Below are 19,720 nucleotides of genomic sequence, written 5' to 3'. Positions count from 1 at the left end.
TAATCCCCCTTTGCTCTGGGAATAGGCAGCACTTCAGCCAGGCGCCGTGTCTTGATCTGCAGCCTGCGCAACCCTGGCATCCCAAGGACAGCCGCCCCGGCGGCTCTGATCTGCCTGCTGCGCGGCCCGTTGCCAATCGCCATCCTGTGCAATGGAATCGTTGGAGATTGGCCCAAACAGCGTCGCAAGATCCAGCCCGCCATACATCGGCAGATCCTGATCCCGCCCCTCCTTGACCGCCGCAATCGCGGCGCGCAGCTGGCGCCGATAGCGGATGATGGCCACATCCGACTTACCCAGATGCTCCTGGGTGCGGTCCTGAATGGCGCCCATGCTTTCCACGGCCCATTGGTCATGCACGTTGATGTCCAGCCCCATGCCGGTATAGGTCTCGCGCTGCTGCTCCTGTGGGTCAAAGCCATAGTTGTTATGACGCCCCTTCAGCGGCGCATAGTCCGGCAGGCGGTGCTCTTTCAGGCGCTGTTCACGCATCAGCGCCTTGTTTACGGGTTGATCAAAGCTGGTGAACATCGAATACCAATAGCAGTTCTCATCATCAATCGGCACATGCCACTGGGTGATGGTCATCTCGCGCGACATCGGAATGCAGATCGCCTCGGGGAAGATCTGATTGGTGATCCGCACATGGGTGCGCCCATCCCCCAAATGCCGCAGGGCGGTGATCCTGAGCCCGTGATCCGCCTCTTCCGCTGTGATTTCGGGGCGCGGAAAATCGCGCAACAGCTTGGTCATCGGGATTTCGGTATTGCCGGCTGTATCGCGGAATTGCTTGCCATAGGCCTCGGCCGGGTCTTCGTCCTGCAGGAACCGATGCAAGAAGGAAGCATGGGCCGGGTCAATCCCCACTTCCATCGCCTGCAGCCAGTTGCACTGCCAGAGTCCTTTGAAGGCAAAGACATGACTGGTGGGCGCGCGAAAACAATCGAGCGCCGGAAAAGCCGGAGGCTCCCCCGGTCCCATATAGGCCCAGATAATGCCGTTTCTCTCGACCACCGGATAGGCGGCGCTTTGGATCTGTTTGTGCATCCGGCTGCCTTCCGGCTCGCCGGGCTGTTCAACGCATTGGCCTGCACGGTTGAAATGCCAGCCATGGAAGGGGCAGCGCAGCCCGTTGTTCTCGAGGCGGCCAAAGCACATATCCGCACCGCGATGCGGGCAATGGCGCCCGATCAGTCCCAACTCACCCTCACTGTCGCGAAACAACACAAGATCCTCTCCCAGCAGGCGCACCGGCACCACTGGGCGGGCGCCCTCCAGCTCATCCAAGAGCGCTGCCGGTTGCCAATACCGCCGCAAGACCTCTCCGGCATCGCTGCCTTTGCCGACACGGGTGAGGCTGTCGTTCATTTCCTGGCTGATCATGGACGGGTCTTTCTTTTGCGGAGCGATCAAAGGCTACGTATTTTAACCTAGTTGACTTGGTTCAACATACGAACATATGTTATTAAATACGATCAAGTTTTGTTGTGTGTATCGGCCATTGTCAAGGTCAGCAAAATCATTTCAGTAAAGACAGACGACGGATCACATGACCAAACACGTGCAAGACCGAAATATTTCTTCCAGCTTTGCCAAAGGCTTATCTGTTCTGGCTGTGTTCGATGCCGCAACCCCCTGCATGACATTGGCGGAAATTGCCCGTCGCACGAATCAAGATCGCGCTACGGCGCGACGTGGCGCGCTGACACTGGTTCAGGCCGGCTATCTGCGCCAACAGGGGCGCATGCTGTCGCTCACCCCGCGGGTTCTGGCGCTGGCCGGCGGGTTTTTGCAGGGCAATCAATTTGGCCGCCGGGTCCAGCCGGTGCTGAACCAACATGCCCGCAAACTGGGGGCGGAGCTCAGCCTGGCCACATTGGACCGCGGGCGGGTCTTGTTGCTGGCGCAATCCACCACCGAAGGCGGCCCTGTGACCTATGGCTTTACCCCCGGCGCGCATATTCCGCTGCTGCATACCAGCCTTGGCAGAATGCTGATGAGCTGTCTGCCACAGGCGGACGCCGAGGCGCTGGTACAGGGGGCGGAAATCCCGCAGCATACGGTACAATCGCTACTGAACCCGGAGGCGATCCTGGCCCAGGTGGAGCAGGCCCGCAGCCAGGGCTACTGCCTGACCGACAGCGAATTCGAACCCGGCATTGTCGGCTATGCCGTGCCCCTGTCGCGCCCGGGAAAAACCCCCGTGGTTCTGGGCAGCTCCGCTCCGGGAGGGTTGGCCACTGGACCCAAGGCCGAAGAATTGCTGCAGGGGCTGCAGCTCTGTGCCGCTGAGTTGCGCCAGACCCATGCGGTTGATGATCTCTGATCCTGCCGCTTGCCTCAAAGGCCGTGCAGTTGCAGCCTGATTGTGCCTCTGCCCGGTCTTTAGGATCTTATTCAAACCATGGATCGTTTTCAAAAAAACGCGAAGGTTGTTATCAGCGCGGCGCCGCTTGGAGCCACCTCGCGACAGGCGCATATTGGTCCTGACCTGCCCTCACTGGCGGGACAGCGAGCAATAGGAACGCGACATGAGCCAGAGCAGCTATTTCACCCCCAAAGGCGGCCTGCCCGGCCAGGATCAACTGCTCACCGGGCGCGCGGTCTTTACCGAGGCCTATGCGGTGCTGCCCGGCGGCACCATGCGCGATATCACCACCTCTTTCCTGCCGGGATGGTGGGGCATGCGCATGTGGGTCATCGCCCGGCCAATGACTGGATTTGCCGAAACCTTCTCGCAATATATTGTCGAACTGCAGCCCGGTGGCGGCTCAGACAGCCCCGAAAGCGATGAGGCTGCGCAAAGCGCGCTGTTTGTCACCGAAGGCAGCCTGCAAATCAGCATTGAGGGCGCAGTTCAGACCCTTAGATCTGGCAGCTTTGCCTATCTGCCCGCGGGCAGCAACTGGACCCTGCACAACAGAAGTGAGACCAGCGCCAACTTCCACTGGATCCGCAAACGCTGGCAGGACGCCCCCGGCATAGACAAACCCCGCGCCTTTACCTGCAACGAGCAGGACATCGCCCCCAATGCCATGCCTGACACCGAGGGACGCTGGGCCACCACCCGCTTTATGGATCCAGAGGACATGTCGCACGACATGCATGTCACCATCGTCACCTTCCAGCCCGGCGGCGTCATTCCCTTTGAAGAGACCCATGTGATGGAGCACGGGCTCTATGTGCTTGAGGGTAAGGCGGTCTATCTGCTGAACAAGGACTGGGTCGAGGTCGAAGCCGGGGATTTCATGTGGCTGCGCGCCTTTTGCCCGCAGGCCTGCTATGCCGCCGGTCCCGGCCCCTTCCGCTATCTGCTCTACAAAGATGTAAATCGGCACATGCCTCTCTCTCTGTAGCGCAAGTGCAGGCCATCCCCGGGGACAACCCCTGGCAGGGCCATTAAGGCAATACACTCTTTTGTCAGATCCCGCAGGTTGCCGCATTCTTTGTGCCAACTGGCGGAGATGCCCATTGCAAAGCCAGGCCCCAGCGCTAGGCTGAGGCAAATGCTTTTGACTGCCGGAGTTTTTCCTGATGATCACAAGTCGCCCATCCGCAAGACCGACCTCCAAACGCCCCCTGAGCCTGGTGGCCGCGCTTGCTGTCACCCTGGCCAGCAGCCTGATGCCCCAGACCGTGGCAGCACAGGAAGAGGCCAAACAGGTCACGGTTCTGGGCCGCAACTGGGTTGTTGCCCCAGCCGAGCAGGCTCCGGGATTTCATCGGGCGATCCGGTTGAATGAGGCACTGTTGCCCCACCGCCCGCCTGCGGTGCTGAGCGCCCGGCAGGCGGTACGCGCCTTTCGCGGGGCCACTGGCTGCAGCGCCAATATCGACACGCTGTATCGTGACATCACCGGGGCCTATTATGCCACCCTGATCTGCCCCCGGAACTGACCCTATTCCCTCACGGTCCTGCGGTCCCATGTGCTGCGCCGGACCTTCGTTCAACAGAGTCCGGTCCCGCGCCCCTTTGGGCGCCATCCGGAACGCCAGAGAGTTGCGCTCATGAAAATTGCCATCAATGGGTTTGGACGTATCGGCCGTGCCATTTTGCGCCAGATCCTTACCACCGCGCGCGGCGAGGGTGTCGAGGTCGTGTTGATCAATGATATCGCGCCGCTGGAAATGTGCGCCTATCTGTTTCAATATGACAGCACCTTTGGCCCCTTTCCCCATGCAGTGACCCATAGTGACGGCCAGCTCCACGTGCTGGATCAGGCTATCGAGATGCGCCACGAGGATAATCTTACCCGTGTCGATCTTTCTGGGGTTGATGTGGTGCTGGACTGCACCGGCATTGCCCGCAGTTCGGATGTGGCCCAGCGTGGCCTGGCGGCGGGGGCCGCCAAGGTGCTGATCTCAGGTCCCTCGCCCGCCGCCGAGCTGACGGTGGTCTATGGCGCCAATGAGGACCAGCTTGGAGCGGCGCGGATTGTCTCAAACGCCTCCTGTACCACCAATGGCCTGGCGCCACTGGTCAAGCTGGTGGATGAGATTGCCGGCATTGCCAGCGCCCATATGACCACCATCCATTGCTATACCAACTCGCAGCCCATGGTGGATGCGCCGCGTGGCGATTTTGCCCGTTCGCGGGCCGGGGCTCTGTCGATGGTGCCCACCACCAGTTCTGCCACCCATCTGATCGACGAGGTGCTGCCGCACCTGAAGGGCAGGATCAGCGGGGCAGCGGTGCGAGTGCCGACTGCCAGTGTCTCGGCGGTGGATCTGGTCGCCCAGCTACAAGAGCCCATGGATGAGGTCGATTTCCTTTCCACCCTGAAGGCGGGCTGTCACAGCGCTGAAGTCCTGGGCTGGACCGAGATGCCACTGGTATCTTCGGATCTGCGGGCCCGACCGGAATCCTTGGTGCTGGCCGCACCGGAAATCCGCATGATTGGCGCGCGGCAAGCGCGGGTCTTTGGCTGGTATGACAATGAATGGGGGTTTTCCGCCCGCATGCTAGATGTCGCCCAGCTGATGGCCAGAAGCTAACCAAAAGAGGGATGGCTCCCGCCCGTCGCCACAGCAGCAAAGCTGCAGAGCTCCCGTTGGGCCCGGCGCCGCGCTTTGCGCGGCGTGCGCCCCCTCACCACCGGAGATCTTTGCCGCGGACTGGGTCAAGGGCAGCCATGGCTGCCGCGCGCCAGCGCGGTTTACCTTTGACGCGGGCTGCGGTGCACCATCCTGGTTGCCGCCCTTTACGGGCAGATCTGCCCGTAAAGGGCTTCTCAGCAAAAGAAAAGCGCCGCGCAAAGCGCGGCGCTGGGCCCAACTGATCTAGGCCAATCTTTGATTGTCCTGGATTGGGCGGGAGCCCCGCCTCAACCCAGAAGGCTTTGACCTCATTCTCCGGGCAGGCTGCCATCGCCATGACCTGCCATGCCACCTGAGACTTCCTCAGTTGCCTCATCCGCAAGTTCCGCCGGGAGGATCAAGTTCAAAACAATGGCAATAAGCGCCGCTGGCAGCAGGCCACTGGTCATCAAGATTTTCAGCGTGCCCGGCAGGTATTGCACCGCGCCGGGTTCCAGCTGCAGCCCCAGGCCAACCGACAGAGAAATCGCAAAGATCACCATATTGCGCCGGTTCCAGTCCACATCCGACAGCATCGAAATCCCTGCGGCCACCACCATGCCAAACATCACAATGACGCCACCGCCCAGCACCTCGATCGGGATGGTACGAATGATCGCGCCAACCTTGGGCACCAGGCCACAGAGGATCAGGAACAAGGCGCCGATAGTCACCACATGGCGGCTCATCACCCCAGTCATGGCAATCAACCCGACGTTCTGGCTGAACGAGGTATTGGGCAGCCCGCCAAAGATCCCCGCAACAGCCGATCCGATACCATCGGCATAGGTGGCCCCGGTGATTTCCGCCTCTGTTGCTTCCCGCTTGGCCCCGCCCCGGGTGATGCCGCTGACATCACCAACCGTCTCAACTGCCGAAACAAAGGCCATCAAGCAAAAGCCCAGAATAGCCGCAAACGAGAGTTCAAACCCGTATTTGAAAGGCACCGGCAGCGCAAAGCCCGCCGCGCGTGACCAGCTGCCACTGATCGCTTCAATGGTGACCATGCCCATCATCAGCGCATAGATATAGCCCACGATCAGCCCCAAAAGCACGGCAGAAACCGACAGCATACCACGGGCAAAAAACTTGAGCCCCAGCGTGGCAAAGATCACCACCAGCGCCGCTGACCAGTTCAACAAAGAACCATATTCCGGCGTGCCAATCGCAGGCACACCGCCCGCGGCGTATTGGATACCCACCTTGACCAGAGCAAGACCGATCATCGTCACCACCAGCCCCGTGACCAGCGGCGGCAGCGCGAACCGGACCTTGCCAATCACCAGCCCCAGGAGCCCATGGAAGATGCCGCCAATCAGCACACCGCCATAGAGCGCCGCCAGGCCGTCCACGCCTTTGCCCGCCACCAGCGGGATCATGATCGGCAAAAAGGCAAAGCTGGTGCCCTGCACAATCGGCAGCGCCGCGCCAACCGGCCCCAGAGTGACGGTCTGCAACAGCGTCGCCACCCCGGCAAAGAGCATCGACATCTGGATCAGATAGAGCAGTTCCGGGAAATCCGGCGAGTTGGAGCCAAAGCCAAAACCCGCCGCCCCCGCCACGATGATCGCCGGCGTTACATTAGAGACAAACATTGCCAGCACATGCTGGATGCCCAGCGGCACCGCGCGCGCCAGGGGTGGAGTATAGTTCGGATCCCGCATTTGCGCGGGGCTTCCCAAAGAGCCATCGGCCATTTTCATTCCCTCGTTCTGTTGGTTGATAAGCTGTCGCCTTCTTTGGACGATCTGCTTTACCCATTTGATTTACTTCATATTTCCAAACTTATTCACACAGGTATTGGCCTAGCGGCACACCACATAGGCCGCGTCGAACCAATGTTCCTGCAGGTTGTCACCTGCACCGATCCTGTCCACCACCGCAAAGAGCCCGGGCGCCTGCAGAGGCGTCAGCACCCCGTGCCAGGTGCCGCGATGGAAATTCACGGCCTGACCCGGCTGGGTCTCAAAGGCGATGGGATGGCCCGGCTTCCCCCCCGCATCCGCTGCCACAATAACCAAAAACCCATGTTCGCTCATGGGGATAAAGGCCTGGCTGCCCTCGGGGTGGCGCTCCATCATCGCCAGCGGCATCGGCAAATCGCGTGGCTCTGCATTGAACAGGCTCAGCCCGGCACGCCCCTCGACAAACGCCATCTGCGCCCGGTCATGATAGCGGCCGCAAAGCCCCTGATTGATCATCTTGTCAGGGTTGCCCGAGATATCCAGAAGATCACCAAAGGGCGCAAACGCCGCGGCGCTCATCGGCTGGATACGAATCTCAACCGGCGCGCTCATGCGGGCACCAGGTCGCGCAGCCGGAATTCGGCAATGCGTTCCACCTGTTTGCAGGCCTCGGAAAATTCCACCGCGCGATCATTGTTGATACGACGTTCAAACGCCGCCAGAATGCTGGGTTTGTCGTAGTCGCGCACCGCTATGATGAAGGGAAAACCATATTTTTCCACATAGGCGCTGTTGAGTTCGCTAAACCGCGCTCGCTCCGCATCAGTCAGCGCATCCAGGCCCGCGCTGGCCTGCTCCGAGGTGCTCTCGGCGGTCAGCCGTTTGGCCGCCGCCAGCTTGCCCGCAAGATCCGGGTGGGCCGTCAGCACGCCAAGGCGTTCGTCCTCACTGGCAGAGCGGAACATCCGGCACAGGGCATTATGCACGCCCCCCGCAGTGTCATGCGCCGGTCCCAGCTCCAACCCATGGGCGCGTTCCGCAATCCAGGGCGAATGTTCAAAGACACCGCCAAAGACCTCAACAAAACGCGCGCGCTCCATCTGGCTGGCTCGCTCATGGCGCTGATGCGGATGGGTCTTGGCCCAGTGGTCTGCAATATCGATCCGGCGCGGGCACCAGACCTGATCGAACCTCTGAATATAGTCGATGAACTTCTTCAACCCCGCCGCCTTGCCAGGCCGGCCGATCAGGCGGCAATGCAACCCGATGCTCATCATCTTGGGTTTGCCTGCTGCGCCTTCCGCATAAAGCAAATCAAAGGCATCTTTCAGATACTGAAAAAACTGCTCGCCGGTGATGTAACCGGGCGCCGTGGCAAAGCGCATATCATTGGCTTCCAGCGTATAGGGGATCACCAGTTGGTCACGGTCCCCGACTTCCAGCCAATAGGGCAGGTCATCGTCATAGGTGTCCGAGACATAATCAAAGCCCCCCTCTTCAGCCACCAATCGCACCGTGTTGCTGCTGCAGCGCCCGGTGTACCAGCCACGAGGCCGCGCGCCGACCACCTCGGTGTGCAGGCGCACGGCCTCAGTGATGGCGGCACGTTCCTCCGCCTCGCTCATATCCTTGTGTTCGACCCATTTCAGCCCATGGCTGGCGATCTCCCAGCCTGCGGATTTCATTGCCGCCACCTGATCGGGCGAGCGCGCCAGCGCCGTGGCCACCCCATAGATGGTCAGCGGAATATCAGCCTGGGTGAACATGTCATGCAGCCGCCAGAACCCAGCCCGCGCGCCATATTCATAGATTGATTCCATGTTCCAATGGCGCTGTCCCGGCCAGGGTGCCGCCCCGGCAATATCGGACAGAAAGGCCTCTGACCCTGCATCGCCATGCAGGATGCAGTTCTCGCCGCCCTCTTCATAGTTCAACACAAATTGCACCGCCACACGGGCGCCGCCGGGCCAGGCCGCCTCCGGCCTTTGCGCCCCATAACCAATCATATTGCGCGGGTATCTGTTCATGCGCTGCGTCTCTTTCCTAACCTTGGCTGGCGACATCTGCTCTGACATTGCAAATTTCGCCTCATCTCTCTTGCTATTGTAAAAGACCCCGCTTCTTTTTCAAAATTTCCCGAATACACTGTCAAAGCAGGGGGGTTTGCAGCAAAACCCCAAGTGATGCAGGAAAATACGGCATATATCTCACGGAGCGCCTCTGAAATGACCGGATATCTCACCACCCATGTTCTGGACACCGCCCGGGGCTGCCCCGCCGCGGACCTGCCCATCACGCTCTATCGCCTCGATGGCGAGGTCCGCCAAAAGCTGGCCGCCATGACCACCAATTCGGATGGGCGCACCGATAGCCCCATCCTGCCAGCGGAGCAGTTCAGCCCCGGCACCTATGAGCTGGTCTTTGAGGCGGGCAGCTATCTGCGGGCCTCTGGCCAGGCCGGCGCAGACCCGCTGTTTCTCGATCAGGTGCCGATCCGCTTTGGCATCAATGACGCGCAGGCCCATTACCACGTACCGCTGCTGCTCTCGCCCTATGGCTATTCCACCTATCGCGGCAGCTGATCGCCAGCCGCCCCCCACAGGATCTTTGATCAGGTCAAGGACGGCGCAGCCGCCGGGCCCCGCCCGGCTTGCCCTTGAGGTGATCAAAAATCCGACACCATAGACAGGGCGTCTTCAGGAGGCAGAAAACCTCCTGAAGCGCTTCTCAGCAGATTTTTCTGCCGGTCCAGTACAAGGGAAGCGCCCAAACGCACCGCCCTCGATCCGCGCAACCGCACCGCGACAGCGGTGCCGGGCCCAACGCCGGGGCGGGCCCAAAGGGCCTGCTCCCCCGGGGGCGGGAGCCCCGCCCTGATCCTGGGAGATCAGCTCTCCTTTGCCGTGACTGTTCCGACCAAAGCTTCTGCCGCACGCACCGAAGCCCCCATGCGCTGGGTCATAAAATCCATGAACAATCGCGTCTTTGGGTCCTGGTGGCGGCGATGAGTATACAGACAGGCCATCTGTACCGGCACCGGTGGGGTCTGCTCTGCCACCGCGATCAGCGCCCCCGAGGTCAGATGCTCCGCCACTTCAAATACCGGTTTCAGCGCGATACCCTCCCCGGCCAAGGCCCAATCCGTCAGCACATCGCCATCGTCACATTCATACCGCCCCGAAACCGCAAACCGCTTTGGCCCTTCATCCGTCTGCAGCATCCACTGAAATTCACTGGCGCCAGGATAGCGCAGGTTCAGGCAGTTGTGACGGCCCTTCACTAAGTCCTCGCCGCTGGCAGGCATGCCATGGCGGGCCACATAGTCCGGCGCCGCGCAGAGCACCCGCTGACAGTCGGCGATCTTGCGAATGCGCAGGTTACTGTCTTCCGGCTGGCCCAGGAAAAACGCCAGATCCAGGCCTTCGGTGGTCAGATCCACCGTGCGATCCGACAGCCGCAATCGGATATTGATCTCAGGATAATCGGTCAGAAATTCCGGCACTTCCGGGGCGACCAATCGCCGCCCGGCCCCCAAAGGTGCCGCCACAAACAGGGTGCCGCGCGGCGTGTCGGTCAGATGCATCACCTGCGCCTCGGCCTGATCCACCGCCTCAAGCACCGAGACCGCGCCGGAATAAAACGCCTGCCCCTGTTCCGTCGCCGTCAGATTGCGGGTGGTGCGCTGAAACAGGCGCACGCCGAGGTAATCCTCAAGCTGCGAGATCCGCGCCGAGGTCACCGCCGGAGAGACCCGTAGATCCCGCCCCGCTGCCGACATCGAGCCCAGCTCATAGACCCGTACAAAGGTTCTGATATTGTCCAGATATGACATCGGCCCCCTCTCCGCCCCTGCGGCATTCTTCTTGTTTTTTTGATACAGTTTGGAAGTTTACTGGAATACCGAATAAACTTGGCTTTGCCTAGGGTGGCGACAGGGTAAACCCAGCCAAAAAGACAGCGAAAGGCACGCAATGTATGAGATTTTGATGATGTGGGACTGGCTTGGCTTTGTCTTTCGCTGGCTGCATGTGATCACCGCCATGGCCTGGATTGGCTCCTCCTTCTATTTCATTGCCCTGGATCTGGGTCTGCGCAAGGCCCCCGATCTGCCTGCCGGAGCCCATGGCGAAGAATGGCAGGTGCATGGCGGCGGCTTTTACCACATTACCAAATTTCTGGTCGCCCCCGACCGCATGCCCGAGCATCTGATCTGGTTCAAATGGGAGAGCTACACCACCTGGCTCTCGGGCTTTGCCCTGTTGATGGTGGTCTATTGGGTCGGCGGCGAGCTCTATTTGATAGACCAAAGCAAGGCGGAGCTGACGCTCTGGCAGGGCATCGCGATTTCAGCGGCCACCCTGTCGATTGGCTGGCTGATCTATGACCGCCTGTGCAAGTCCGGCCTGGCTGAGCGCCCCACTCTGCTGATGGTGCTTTTGTTCGGATTGCTGGTGGTGATGGGCTATGGGCTAAATCAGGTCTTTACCGGCCGCGCTATGATGCTGCACCTCGGGGCCTTTACCGCCACGATCATGACCGCCAATGTCTTTTTCATCATCATGCCGAACCAGCGCATCGTGGTGGCGGACCTACAGGCCGGCCGTACCCCGGATGCCAAATATGGCAAGATCGCCAAGCTGCGCTCGACCCATAACAACTACCTCACCCTGCCGGTGATCTTCCTGATGCTGTCCAACCACTACCCGCTGGCCTTTGCCTCTGAATACAACTGGCTGATCGCGGCACTGGTGTTTTTGATGGGCGTCACCATCCGGCACTATTTCAACACCAAACATGCCGGCACCGGCAATCCCACCTGGACCTGGCTGGTTACCACCCTGCTGTTCCTGGGCGTGATCATGCTCTCCACCCTGGGGCTGGAGCACGATGGCGATGCCGAGGAGGACAGTGCCGTCCTGACCGGCACGGCCCTGATGATGGCCCAGGCCGAAGGCTTTGAAGAGGTGCATGAAATCGTTCTGGGCCGCTGTAGCATGTGCCACGCGCGCGAACCTTTCTGGGATGGTATACGCACCGCCCCCAAGGCCGTCCTGCTGGAGACAGAGGGCGATCTGGCGCGTCAGGCAGAGGCCGTCTTTCTGCATGCCGGGGTGACGGATGCCATGCCCCCCGCCAATGTCACCTTCATGGAACCCGAAGACCGCGCTGCCATCCGGCGCTGGTTCAAAAACGCCCGCATGTAGCCCGCTGTTTAGCAACCTGCTCCCTGCCCTCCCACCGACTGGTTCTGTCGCTCCCCTGGGCTGGGCCTCTGGCAACTAGGCCCTGGTCTGCGCGGCTTCCTGCCCGTCGGCACAGGCAGGCTCCAAATCACGCTTGAGACCACTTTACCTTCCGCCGCCCTGTGCTAGGGTCGCTGGACCATCTCGCGTGGCCATTCTGCCTGCTGCCACATTTTTGAGATTGCTGTTCTGCGCCCGATTTCTGCACGCTGCCCGGAGTGCCTATGCCTTTCACTTTTCCTCTGCGCGCAGCAGCCATGTGCCTCTGCCTCGTTGGGGTATCCCTGCCGCATTCCGGCACCGCTGCCGAAGCACTCCTGACTGCTCCCGGTGCTGCGCCGGAGCTGCAACAGCGCCTGCGGGATGCCTCCAGCGCCTTGGCCGCCGCTCCGCAGACCGACGCGCAGGAGCTGCTTGCCGCCGCCCTGTCGGATTACCGAACCCTGGTGCAGGTCCTCTATGATGCCGGGTATTTTTCCCCGCAGGTCAATATCCTGCTCGACGGGCAAGAGGCCGCCCGCATCCAGCCCCTGAATGCGCCGAGCCAGATCGCCTCCCTGCGCATCAATGTTGTGCCCGGCCCCAGCTTTCGCTTCTCCCGTGCCGAGATCACCCCCTGGCCCAAGAACAGTGATGTGACACCGCCCGCTGAGTTTGTCACCGGTGCGCCCGCAACAACAGGCGTGCTGCGCGATGCCGGAGCCGCCGGTGTCATGGCCTGGCGCCGCGCGGGCCACCCCAAGGTGCGATTGGCCCAACAGGCCATCACCGCCAATCATCGCGCCCATACCCTGGACGCGCGGCTGACCCTGGCTCCGGGTGCGCAACTGCGCTTTGGCCGCCTAAAGCTGGCCACGCCCAGCGCGGTGCGCGCTGCAGCCATCCAGCATATCGCAGGTCTGCCCAGCGGCGAGATTTATCATCCCGACTTGGTGGCCAGGTCCGCCACCCGGTTGCGGCGCACCGGGGCGTTTTCCTCGGTCACGCTGCGGGCTGAAGAGCAGCCCAACCCGGATGGCACCCTGGACTATATCGCCGGGGTCGAGGACATGCCGCCGCGCCGTCTGACCTTTGGCGCCGAGATCAGCTCTTCTGATGGAATTGAGCTCACCACCACCTGGATGCATCGCAACCTCTTTGGTGGGGCAGAGAAACTGCGCTTTGAGGCGCGGCTCAGCGGGCTGGGCAGCAGCAATGACATCGACGGGCGCATCGCCCTGCGTCTGGACCGCCCGGCCACACTGGGGCCGGATGACAATCTGTTCTACCTGGCCGAGGCCGAACGGCTGGACGAAGAGCATTACACCGCCACCCAGGGTCTGGGCGGCATTGGCGTGCGCCGGGTCTATTCAGATCAGCTTTTTGCCGAGGCTGGCATTGGCTTTAACTCGATCCTGGCGACGGATGCCTTTGGCAAGCGGCGTTTCAAATATGTCGCCGGATTTCTGCGCGCCGAATATGACCGCCGCAACAGCAGGGTTGATGCCACGGGCGGCTATTTCCTCAACGCCCGGCTGACCCCGTTTCTGGGGCTGGACGGCACCGATGATGGGCTGCAGATCAAACTGGATGGGCGGATCTATCACGGGTTGGGCAGCAATGACCGCCTGGTACTGGCTGCCCGTGCCCAGCTGGGTTCGGTGATCGGCCCCTCTCTTGGCAACACCTCGCCAACGCTGCTGTTTTTCTCTGGCGGGGCTGGATCGGTGCGCGGTCACGAGTATCAGTCGCTTGGCATTCCCATCGGCACAAGCTCTGCAGGCGGACGGGGCTATCTCTCCCTGTCGACTGAGCTGCGCGGACGTCTCAGCGACAAGCTCTCATTGGTTGGTTTCTTTGACATTGGTTATGTCGACAGTGACGCCTTTGTCTCTGGCAGCTCCGCCAGCCATTCCGGCGCCGGCTTGGGCCTGCGCTATGATGTGGCCGGGATCGGGCCCCTGCGGGTGGATTTTGCCTATCCGGTGGAGGGCGGAACGGATGACGGCTTGCAGTTTTACATTGGCATCGGGCAGGCCTTTTGATGCGCCTGCCTCTTCTCCTCTGCGCCGCGCTGCTGGCCAGTACGGCCCTCACTGTCACCGCGCAGGACGCTGCCCCGGAGCCCAGCTATCTGGAGGTGTTTCTGGAAGACACCCTGTCGGGGGACAACCAATTTATCACTGTGACCGGACTGGTGGGGGCCTTTTCATCCCAGGCCACAATCGATGAAATCACGGTTGCGGATGAGGCTGGCATCTGGCTGCGCCTGCGCGGCGCGGAACTGGACTGGAACCGGCTGGCACTGTTGCGGGGGAACCTGTCGATCAACCATCTGAAGGCTGCCGAGGTCACCCTGTTGCGCCAGCCACAGCCCCTGCCACAAGATCCCAGCCTGCCCGCCCCCGAGGCCACACCGTTTCAGCTGCCAGAGCTTCCCGTCTCGGTCAAACTGGGTGAGATCAGTGTTGCGCGTATTGATCTAGGCAAGGCGCTGCTGGGTTTTGCTGCAACGCTGAACCTGCAGGGCGAGCTGGAACTGGCCGAAGGTAGCTTGGCCACCAACCTAGAAGTGAATCGGCTCGACAAACCCGGTGACCGGCTGAAACTGGTGGCCGGATATGCCAACGACAGCCGCCAGATCACTCTGGATCTGGCCCTGCAGGAGGCCGCAGGCGGGTTGATTTCCACCGCCCTGGCCCTGCCCGGTGCCCCGAGCCTGCAGCTGACGGCGGCCGGCACGGGCCAGGTCGAGGATTTCACCGCGCAGATTGGCCTGGCCTCTAACGACAGCCCCCGGCTGGCAGGAACCGTCGAACTGGCCGCCATCCCGGAGCCCGCCACACCCGAAACAGAGGCCGGCGAAACAGAGGCGGGCGATGCGGGTTTGGGGGCGGGTCTCCGGTTCTCCGCTGATCTTGGCGGTGATATCGATGTCTTGCTCTTGCCAGATTATCGCCCCTTCTTTGGCCCCGATCTGAAACTGACCCTGCGCGGCAGCACCAGCGACGCAGGCGGCGTGGTGCTGGACAGTTTTGCCCTGCGCAGCCAGGCTCTGCGCCTGACCGGAGCCCTGGCCTTGGCCCCATCCGGCCAGCTGGACACCGCAAATATTCGCGCAGCGATTGCCCCGCCTGAGGGCCATGCCGCAGTGATCCTGCCGCTTCCCGGTGCCGATACCACGCTTGCTGCAGCCCAGCTTCAGGCCCGGAAAACTGCTGAGGGGCCCTGGTCGATTACAGCCGAGCTCAACCAGCTCAGCCACGCAGAGGCGCTGATCGACGCCGGGGTTATCACCGCCGATGGGCTGCTGACACCAGTAGTCACCGGAGAGCCGCAACTCGACGGGCGTGTAACTGCAAAACTGCAGGGCGTGAAGCTGCGCGATCCGGCTCTGGCAGAGGCGATGGGCGATGCAGTCTCGTTGCGCAGCGCCATCACCACCGGTGGTGCCTCGGCCATCGAGCTGACGGATCTGCTGGTGCAGGGCGCTGACTACCAGGCCAGCGGAGACCTGGGCTTTGCGGGCCTAGAGCAGGGCCTGCAGATCGTTGCAAACCTGCGCATCGGAGCCGGAAACCTGGAGCGATTCTCGGCATTGGCAGGGTTGCCCCTGTCGGGAGCGCTGCAAAGCCAGGTCAAAGGCTCTTTCACCCCACTCTCCGGTGCCTTTGATGCCGATCTGGCGCTGCAGGGACAGGGGGTTACAACCGGAATTGAGAGCCTTGACCAACTGACAAAGGGCAATCTGGCGCTCACCTTTACCGGCGGGCGTGGCGCCACGGGTCTGGAGATCGAAGATTTCAAACTGCTCGGCGGTCAGATCTCGGCCACAGCCCACGGCAATCTAAACAGCCAAAGCGGCGTCTTGAGCCTGCAGGCACGGCTCGAGGACCTGAACCCGCTGGTGCCCCAGGTCTCTGGCGCGCTCAGCCTCGAGGGCGATCTGAGCCGGTCTGGGGAGAGTCTCACCGGGGCCCTGGAGCTCAAGGGGCCGCATGCCTCTTTTGCGCGGATCAATGGCAGCGCCCGCCTAGACGGGGCGGCGGATATCAAATTTGACGCAGCACTCGCAGAGATGCAGCGCTTTGTACCGGAACTGCCGGGCCAACTGATTGCCAGCGGTGTGGCGCAGCGGCGCGACAGGGTGTGGCAGATCCGCAGCGATGCCAAGGCCCCATCGGGAGCCGAGGCCAAACTGTCGGGCAGTTTTAACGAGACCAGCGGTCTGGCCGATATCGCGGCCAAGGGGCAGGCACGGCTGGAAGGGGCCAACCCCTTTATCACCCCAAACCTGCTGCAAGGCACTGCGAAGTTTGATCTCGCGCTAAAAGGCCCCCCATCCCTGGAGTCCCTGAGCGGTCAGATCACCACCCAGGGCGCCTCCATGGCGCTTCCGGCGGCGGCCCAGCGGATTGACGATATCACCGCTGCCATTACGCTGCAGCAGGCCCGGGCGCAGCTTCAAGTCTCTGCCCGCCCGCGCGATGGTGGGCTGCTGCGCCTTACCGGACCGGTTGCGCTGGCGCCGCCCTTTGACGGGACCCTCAGGATTGGCATCTCGGATGTCACCCTCACCGATCATCTGAGCTATGAAACTCGATTGAACGGCGATCTCACTCTGGCGGGACCACTGGCGGGCAACAGCCAGCTGAGCGGGCGCATTGATGTCGGGGAGAGCAATATCAATCTGAACACCGCCGGGGGGGCCATTTCTGCCGCGCCCATCCCGCCGATCCGCCACATTGGCGAGCCGCCCCAAGCGCGACAAACGCGGGCCCGTGCCGGGTTGATCCAGACCGGCAGCAGCAGTGGTTCCAAGACCAATATCGACCTCGATCTGATCATTGATGCCCCCAACCGCATCTATGCGCGCGGGCGCGGGCTGAATGCCGAGTTGGGCGGGCGCATCCATCTGCGCGGCAGCACTTCGGCCTTGGCGCCCTCTGGCCAGATCAGCCTCAAACGTGGCACCTTTGACATCCTTGGGCGGCGACTGGAGCTGGACGAAGGCCGCATCACCCTGCTGGGGGACCTCAAGCCAAATCTGGAGTTCCGCTCTTCTGCCAGCACTGCAAACGGCACAGCCACGCTGGAAATCGACGGTACGGTGGATGCGCCGCAGATCAAGGTGACATCGGATCCGCCCCGTCCCAGCGAAGAGGCTCTGGCGCTCTTGCTCTTTGGCGACAATCTGGACGATCTGTCACCGCTTGCCCTGGCGCGGCTGGCCAAATCCGCGCTGGATCTCAGCGGCAATAGCCTCAGCGGGCAAAACCGCCTGCGCGAAGCAACCGGAGCCGACAACGCGGAAATCGGCCTCGACAGTATTGGTTCGGGCCTTTTGGGGCTGGGCGGCTATATTGGCGAAAAGGCCTATACCGATTTCAACGTCAACACGCGGGGCGACAGCGAGCTGAGCATCAATGTCGACCTGAGCGATTCAGTCACCGTGACCGGTACCGTCGACAGCGAGGGCGAAAGCGGGTTTGGGCTATTTTTCAAGCGCGACTACTAATACCGCAGGCCCTGCCCGGCAAGGGTCATCAGCAAATCAATCCTGCGGCGCAATTTCGACACAAGTCCTGTTTAGGTCAGCAAGTGCTTTTCCAAATCGGAGCAGCGGCTTATCCTGAGCATGAGCCCCAGAGCTGGACAGACCGCATGAGTGATCCTTTGCCACAAACTTCTTTTGCCGCGCGCCTCCGCAAACGGATGAGCGTTGCGTGGCATCATGGCCGGTTCAAGGCCTCGTTGCGTCACCTCCATGGGCCAAAGCAGCGCATCGCCGCATCGGATGAAGTGGTTCTGATCGCTCTGGTACGCGATGGCGCCTATTATCTCGAGGCCTTCTTTGACCATTACCGCCGCCTTGGGGTGGCGCATTTTGTCTTTTTCGACAATGGCTCGCAGGATGATACCCTGGAGAGGCTGCGCCAAGAGCCGGATGTCAGCCTGCTGCAGTCAACCCTGCCCTGGGGCGCATTTGAAAACAGCTTTCGCAACTATGCCGCCAAACGCTTTGCCACGGATCGTTGGTGCCTCATCACCGATATGGACGAGATCTTTGATTTTGAAGGCAGTACCGAAATTGGGCTGGCGGGGCTGACCGCATTTCTCACCAGGCGGGGCTACACTGGCGTGGTGGCGCAAATGCTGGAGATGTTCCCCAAGCCCCCCCTGCGCGAGGTCGCCACGCTCTCTTATGCTCAATCACTGTTGCAGTTCGATTACTGCGATATCAGCAGCGTCACGGCGCATGACTACCAAAGCCCGGGATCAGGGCTGGGCTATTTCCTGCGCCAGAACCAGACCACTGCTCCAGAGCCAAAGGTGCTGTTTGGCGGCATCCGCGGCAAGGTCTTTGGCGAGAACTGCTGCCTGACCAAACATCCGTTGGTCTTTGTCGGACCCGATGTCGAACCGGCGCTGCATCCCCATGCCTCGACCGGGATCCGCATCGCGCCAATGACGGCCCTGATCAAACATTACAAATTCGCCAATGATGCCTTGGCGCGCGACCAGGCTTCGGTGGCAGAGGGATCAATCAGCCATGGCGAGGACCGCCAGCGTCTCTCGGTTCTGGCACAAACCCCAGACCTGAGCCTCTGGTCTCCCACTGCACAGCGCTACCCCGGAATTACTGCGCTACAATCTCAAGGATTTTTGCAGACAGATGCAGCTTACTCCGCCGATCTGGTGCAGCGCAAAAGCGAGGTGTTGAATGACTGACGCGCCCCCTGCCCCTGCTCTCAGCGCGGTTGTGATTGGCCGCAACGAAGGCGCTCGGCTGCTCGCCTGCCTCACCTCGTTGCAAGCCCAGGTCAGCCGGCTGATCTATGTGGACAGTGGCTCCAGCGATGGGTCAGCCGAGGCCGCCCGCGCGATGGGGGTCGAGGTGGTTGATCTTGATATGTCTCTGCCCTTTACCGCCGCCCGCGCCCGCAATGCCGGGCTGGCGCTGCTGGCGCAGCAGGAGGGCTATGTACAGCTGGTCGATGGCGATTGCGAGGTAGACGCCAATTGGATTTCCCAGGCCACCGCATTCCTGCAGCAACACCCGGAAGTGGCGGTGGTCTGCGGGCGGCGCCGCGAGCGCTGTCCCGAAGCGTCGATCTACAACCAGCTGTGCGATGCGGAATGGGACACGCCAGTAGGCGAGGCCAAGGCCTGTGGCGGCGACGCCTTGATGCGGCTAGAGGCCCTGCGCGCGGTCGGCGGCTATCGCGCCGATCTGATCGCAGGCGAAGAGCCTGAGATGTGTCTACGTCTGCGTCACAGGGGTTGGAAGATCTGGCGGCTGCAGGCTGAAATGACAATGCATGACGCCCAGATGACGCGATTTGGCCAATGGTGGAAACGCAGTCGACGTGCGGGCTATGCTTTTGCCCAAGGGGCGGCCTTGCACGGCGCCCCGCCAGAACGACACTGGGTCACCGAGACCCGGCGAGCGCTCCTCTGGGGCGGCATCTTCCCCTTGGCAATCCTGCTGTCGGCCTTTGTGATTTCCCCCTGGATGCTGCTGACCGCAGGGATCTATCCGCTGCAATGGCTGCGGCTCACTTCGCGGCTTGGGGCCCTGCCCGCCGGGTTTTCCCTGCTGGGCAAGTTTGCCGAATGCGCGGGAGTTGCCGAATACTGGTGGAACCGCCTGCGGGGCCGGAACCGCAAGATCCTAGAGTATAAATAGCCCCGTTGCGCCCCCGGGCAAAGGGACTGATCTGGCTTCCAGACCAG

15 protein-coding genes are annotated in these 19,720 nt (G+C 61.7%); 10 read left to right on the top strand and 5 right to left on the bottom strand.

The genetic code is table 11. From position 1 onward, the window contains the following. Nucleotides 1-33: 33 nt before the first annotated feature. Entirely contained in the window at nt 34-1,383 is a 1,350-nt protein-coding gene (locus AN476_RS06870) for an aromatic ring-hydroxylating dioxygenase subunit alpha (RefSeq protein ID WP_054460253.1), read from the bottom strand. Nucleotides 1,384-1,549: 166 nt separating this feature from the next. Between AN476_RS06870 and AN476_RS06865 the strand changes: the two genes are divergently transcribed. The 4 genes from AN476_RS06865 (at nt 1,550) to AN476_RS06850 (ending at nt 4,995) form a co-directional block, all read left to right on the top strand. After that, the gene (locus AN476_RS06865) at nt 1,550-2,326 is read left to right on the top strand and encodes an IclR family transcriptional regulator (protein WP_054460252.1); all 777 of its coding nucleotides are present in this window, start codon (nt 1,550-1,552) and stop codon (nt 2,324-2,326) included. 205 nt (nt 2,327-2,531) lie between these two features. Next, nucleotides 2,532-3,356, top strand: a complete 825-nt coding sequence (locus AN476_RS06860) for a bifunctional allantoicase/(S)-ureidoglycine aminohydrolase (RefSeq protein WP_054460251.1) — start codon at nt 2,532-2,534, stop codon at nt 3,354-3,356. 178 nt (nt 3,357-3,534) lie between these two features. Further along, on the top strand, nt 3,535-3,897 hold the full coding sequence (locus tag AN476_RS06855; protein ID WP_054460250.1) for a hypothetical protein: 363 nt from the start codon (nt 3,535-3,537) through the stop codon (nt 3,895-3,897). Between the two features lie 111 nt (nt 3,898-4,008). After that, on the top strand, nt 4,009-4,995 hold the full coding sequence (locus AN476_RS06850; protein WP_054460249.1) for a type I glyceraldehyde-3-phosphate dehydrogenase: 987 nt from the start codon (nt 4,009-4,011) through the stop codon (nt 4,993-4,995). A gap of 350 nt (nt 4,996-5,345) precedes the next feature. On the opposite strand, the gene AN476_RS06840 is transcribed toward AN476_RS06850, so the two are convergent. The 3 genes from AN476_RS06840 to puuE form a co-directional block, all read right to left on the bottom strand. Further along, nucleotides 5,346-6,773 (bottom strand): uracil-xanthine permease family protein, encoded by a 1,428-nt coding sequence (locus AN476_RS06840; RefSeq protein WP_054460387.1) that lies wholly within the window; start codon nt 6,771-6,773, stop codon nt 5,346-5,348. Between the two features lie 108 nt (nt 6,774-6,881). After that, nucleotides 6,882-7,373: an ureidoglycolate lyase gene (locus AN476_RS06835; RefSeq protein ID WP_054460247.1), complete on the bottom strand. Its 492-nt coding sequence runs from the start codon at nt 7,371-7,373 to the stop codon at nt 6,882-6,884. Then, complete coding sequence (puuE, locus tag AN476_RS06830; protein WP_054460246.1) at nt 7,370-8,788, bottom strand: allantoinase PuuE; 1,419 nt, start codon at nt 8,786-8,788, stop codon at nt 7,370-7,372. Before puuE ends, AN476_RS06835 begins: the two co-directional genes overlap by 4 nt. 198 nt (nt 8,789-8,986) lie before the next feature. Here puuE and uraH point away from each other — a divergent pair, with 198 nt between their 5' ends. Beyond that, nucleotides 8,987-9,343, top strand: a complete 357-nt coding sequence (gene uraH, locus AN476_RS06825; protein WP_054460386.1) for a hydroxyisourate hydrolase — start codon at nt 8,987-8,989, stop codon at nt 9,341-9,343. A gap of 305 nt (nt 9,344-9,648) precedes the next feature. On the opposite strand, the gene AN476_RS06820 is transcribed toward uraH, so the two are convergent. Then, nucleotides 9,649-10,593: a LysR family transcriptional regulator gene (locus tag AN476_RS06820; protein WP_054460245.1), complete on the bottom strand. Its 945-nt coding sequence runs from the start codon at nt 10,591-10,593 to the stop codon at nt 9,649-9,651. Nucleotides 10,594-10,732: 139 nt separating this feature from the next. Between AN476_RS06820 and AN476_RS06815 the strand changes: the two genes are divergently transcribed. From AN476_RS06815 to AN476_RS06795, 5 genes are all read left to right on the top strand, one after another. Then, nucleotides 10,733-11,965: a urate hydroxylase PuuD gene (locus AN476_RS06815; RefSeq protein ID WP_054460244.1), complete on the top strand. Its 1,233-nt coding sequence runs from the start codon at nt 10,733-10,735 to the stop codon at nt 11,963-11,965. Nucleotides 11,966-12,228: 263 nt separating this feature from the next. Further along, nucleotides 12,229-14,028, top strand: a complete 1,800-nt coding sequence (locus tag AN476_RS06810; RefSeq protein WP_054460243.1) for an autotransporter assembly complex family protein — start codon at nt 12,229-12,231, stop codon at nt 14,026-14,028. Then, nucleotides 14,028-17,501, top strand: a complete 3,474-nt coding sequence (locus AN476_RS06805) for a translocation/assembly module TamB domain-containing protein (RefSeq protein ID WP_054460242.1) — start codon at nt 14,028-14,030, stop codon at nt 17,499-17,501. Before AN476_RS06810 ends, AN476_RS06805 begins: the two co-directional genes overlap by 1 nt. Before the next feature lie 146 nt (nt 17,502-17,647). After that, nucleotides 17,648-18,715 carry a glycosyltransferase family 2 protein gene (locus AN476_RS06800; RefSeq protein WP_054460241.1) on the top strand — a complete coding sequence of 356 codons (1,068 nt, stop codon included), beginning with the start codon at nt 17,648-17,650 and terminating at the stop codon, nt 18,713-18,715. Further along, nucleotides 18,708-19,673, top strand: a complete 966-nt coding sequence (locus AN476_RS06795) for a glycosyltransferase family 2 protein (RefSeq protein ID WP_054460240.1) — start codon at nt 18,708-18,710, stop codon at nt 19,671-19,673. The genes AN476_RS06800 and AN476_RS06795 overlap by 8 nt, the downstream gene beginning before the upstream one ends. The last annotated feature ends 47 nt before the right edge of the window (nt 19,674-19,720 follow it).

Source organism: Phaeobacter sp. 11ANDIMAR09 (assembly GCF_001294455.1).
Taxonomy (GTDB): Bacteria; Pseudomonadota; Alphaproteobacteria; order Rhodobacterales; family Rhodobacteraceae; genus Pseudophaeobacter.
The sequence above is the reverse complement of the archived record's forward strand: the minus strand, read 5'-3'. Positions and strand labels throughout refer to the sequence as shown.

Excerpts from the sequence above, each read along its gene's own strand:
- AN476_RS06870 (WP_054460253.1), bottom strand. The coding sequence starts at position 1,383 with ATGATCAGCCAGGAAATGAACGACAGCCTCACCCGTGTCGGCAAAGGC.
- AN476_RS06865 (WP_054460252.1), top strand. The coding sequence starts at position 1,550 with ATGACCAAACACGTGCAAGACCGAAATATTTCTTCCAGCTTTGCCAAA.
- AN476_RS06860 (WP_054460251.1), top strand. The coding sequence starts at position 2,532 with ATGAGCCAGAGCAGCTATTTCACCCCCAAAGGCGGCCTGCCCGGCCAG.
- AN476_RS06855 (WP_054460250.1), top strand. The coding sequence starts at position 3,535 with ATGATCACAAGTCGCCCATCCGCAAGACCGACCTCCAAACGCCCCCTG.
- AN476_RS06850 (WP_054460249.1), top strand. The coding sequence starts at position 4,009 with ATGAAAATTGCCATCAATGGGTTTGGACGTATCGGCCGTGCCATTTTG.
- AN476_RS06840 (WP_054460387.1), bottom strand. The coding sequence starts at position 6,773 with ATGGCCGATGGCTCTTTGGGAAGCCCCGCGCAAATGCGGGATCCGAAC.
- AN476_RS06835 (WP_054460247.1), bottom strand. The coding sequence starts at position 7,373 with ATGAGCGCGCCGGTTGAGATTCGTATCCAGCCGATGAGCGCCGCGGCG.
- puuE (WP_054460246.1), bottom strand. The coding sequence starts at position 8,788 with ATGAACAGATACCCGCGCAATATGATTGGTTATGGGGCGCAAAGGCCG.
- uraH (WP_054460386.1), top strand. The coding sequence starts at position 8,987 with ATGACCGGATATCTCACCACCCATGTTCTGGACACCGCCCGGGGCTGC.
- AN476_RS06820 (WP_054460245.1), bottom strand. The coding sequence starts at position 10,593 with ATGTCATATCTGGACAATATCAGAACCTTTGTACGGGTCTATGAGCTG.
- AN476_RS06815 (WP_054460244.1), top strand. The coding sequence starts at position 10,733 with ATGTATGAGATTTTGATGATGTGGGACTGGCTTGGCTTTGTCTTTCGC.
- AN476_RS06810 (WP_054460243.1), top strand. The coding sequence starts at position 12,229 with ATGCCTTTCACTTTTCCTCTGCGCGCAGCAGCCATGTGCCTCTGCCTC.
- AN476_RS06805 (WP_054460242.1), top strand. The coding sequence starts at position 14,028 with ATGCGCCTGCCTCTTCTCCTCTGCGCCGCGCTGCTGGCCAGTACGGCC.
- AN476_RS06800 (WP_054460241.1), top strand. The coding sequence starts at position 17,648 with ATGAGTGATCCTTTGCCACAAACTTCTTTTGCCGCGCGCCTCCGCAAA.
- AN476_RS06795 (WP_054460240.1), top strand. The coding sequence starts at position 18,708 with ATGACTGACGCGCCCCCTGCCCCTGCTCTCAGCGCGGTTGTGATTGGC.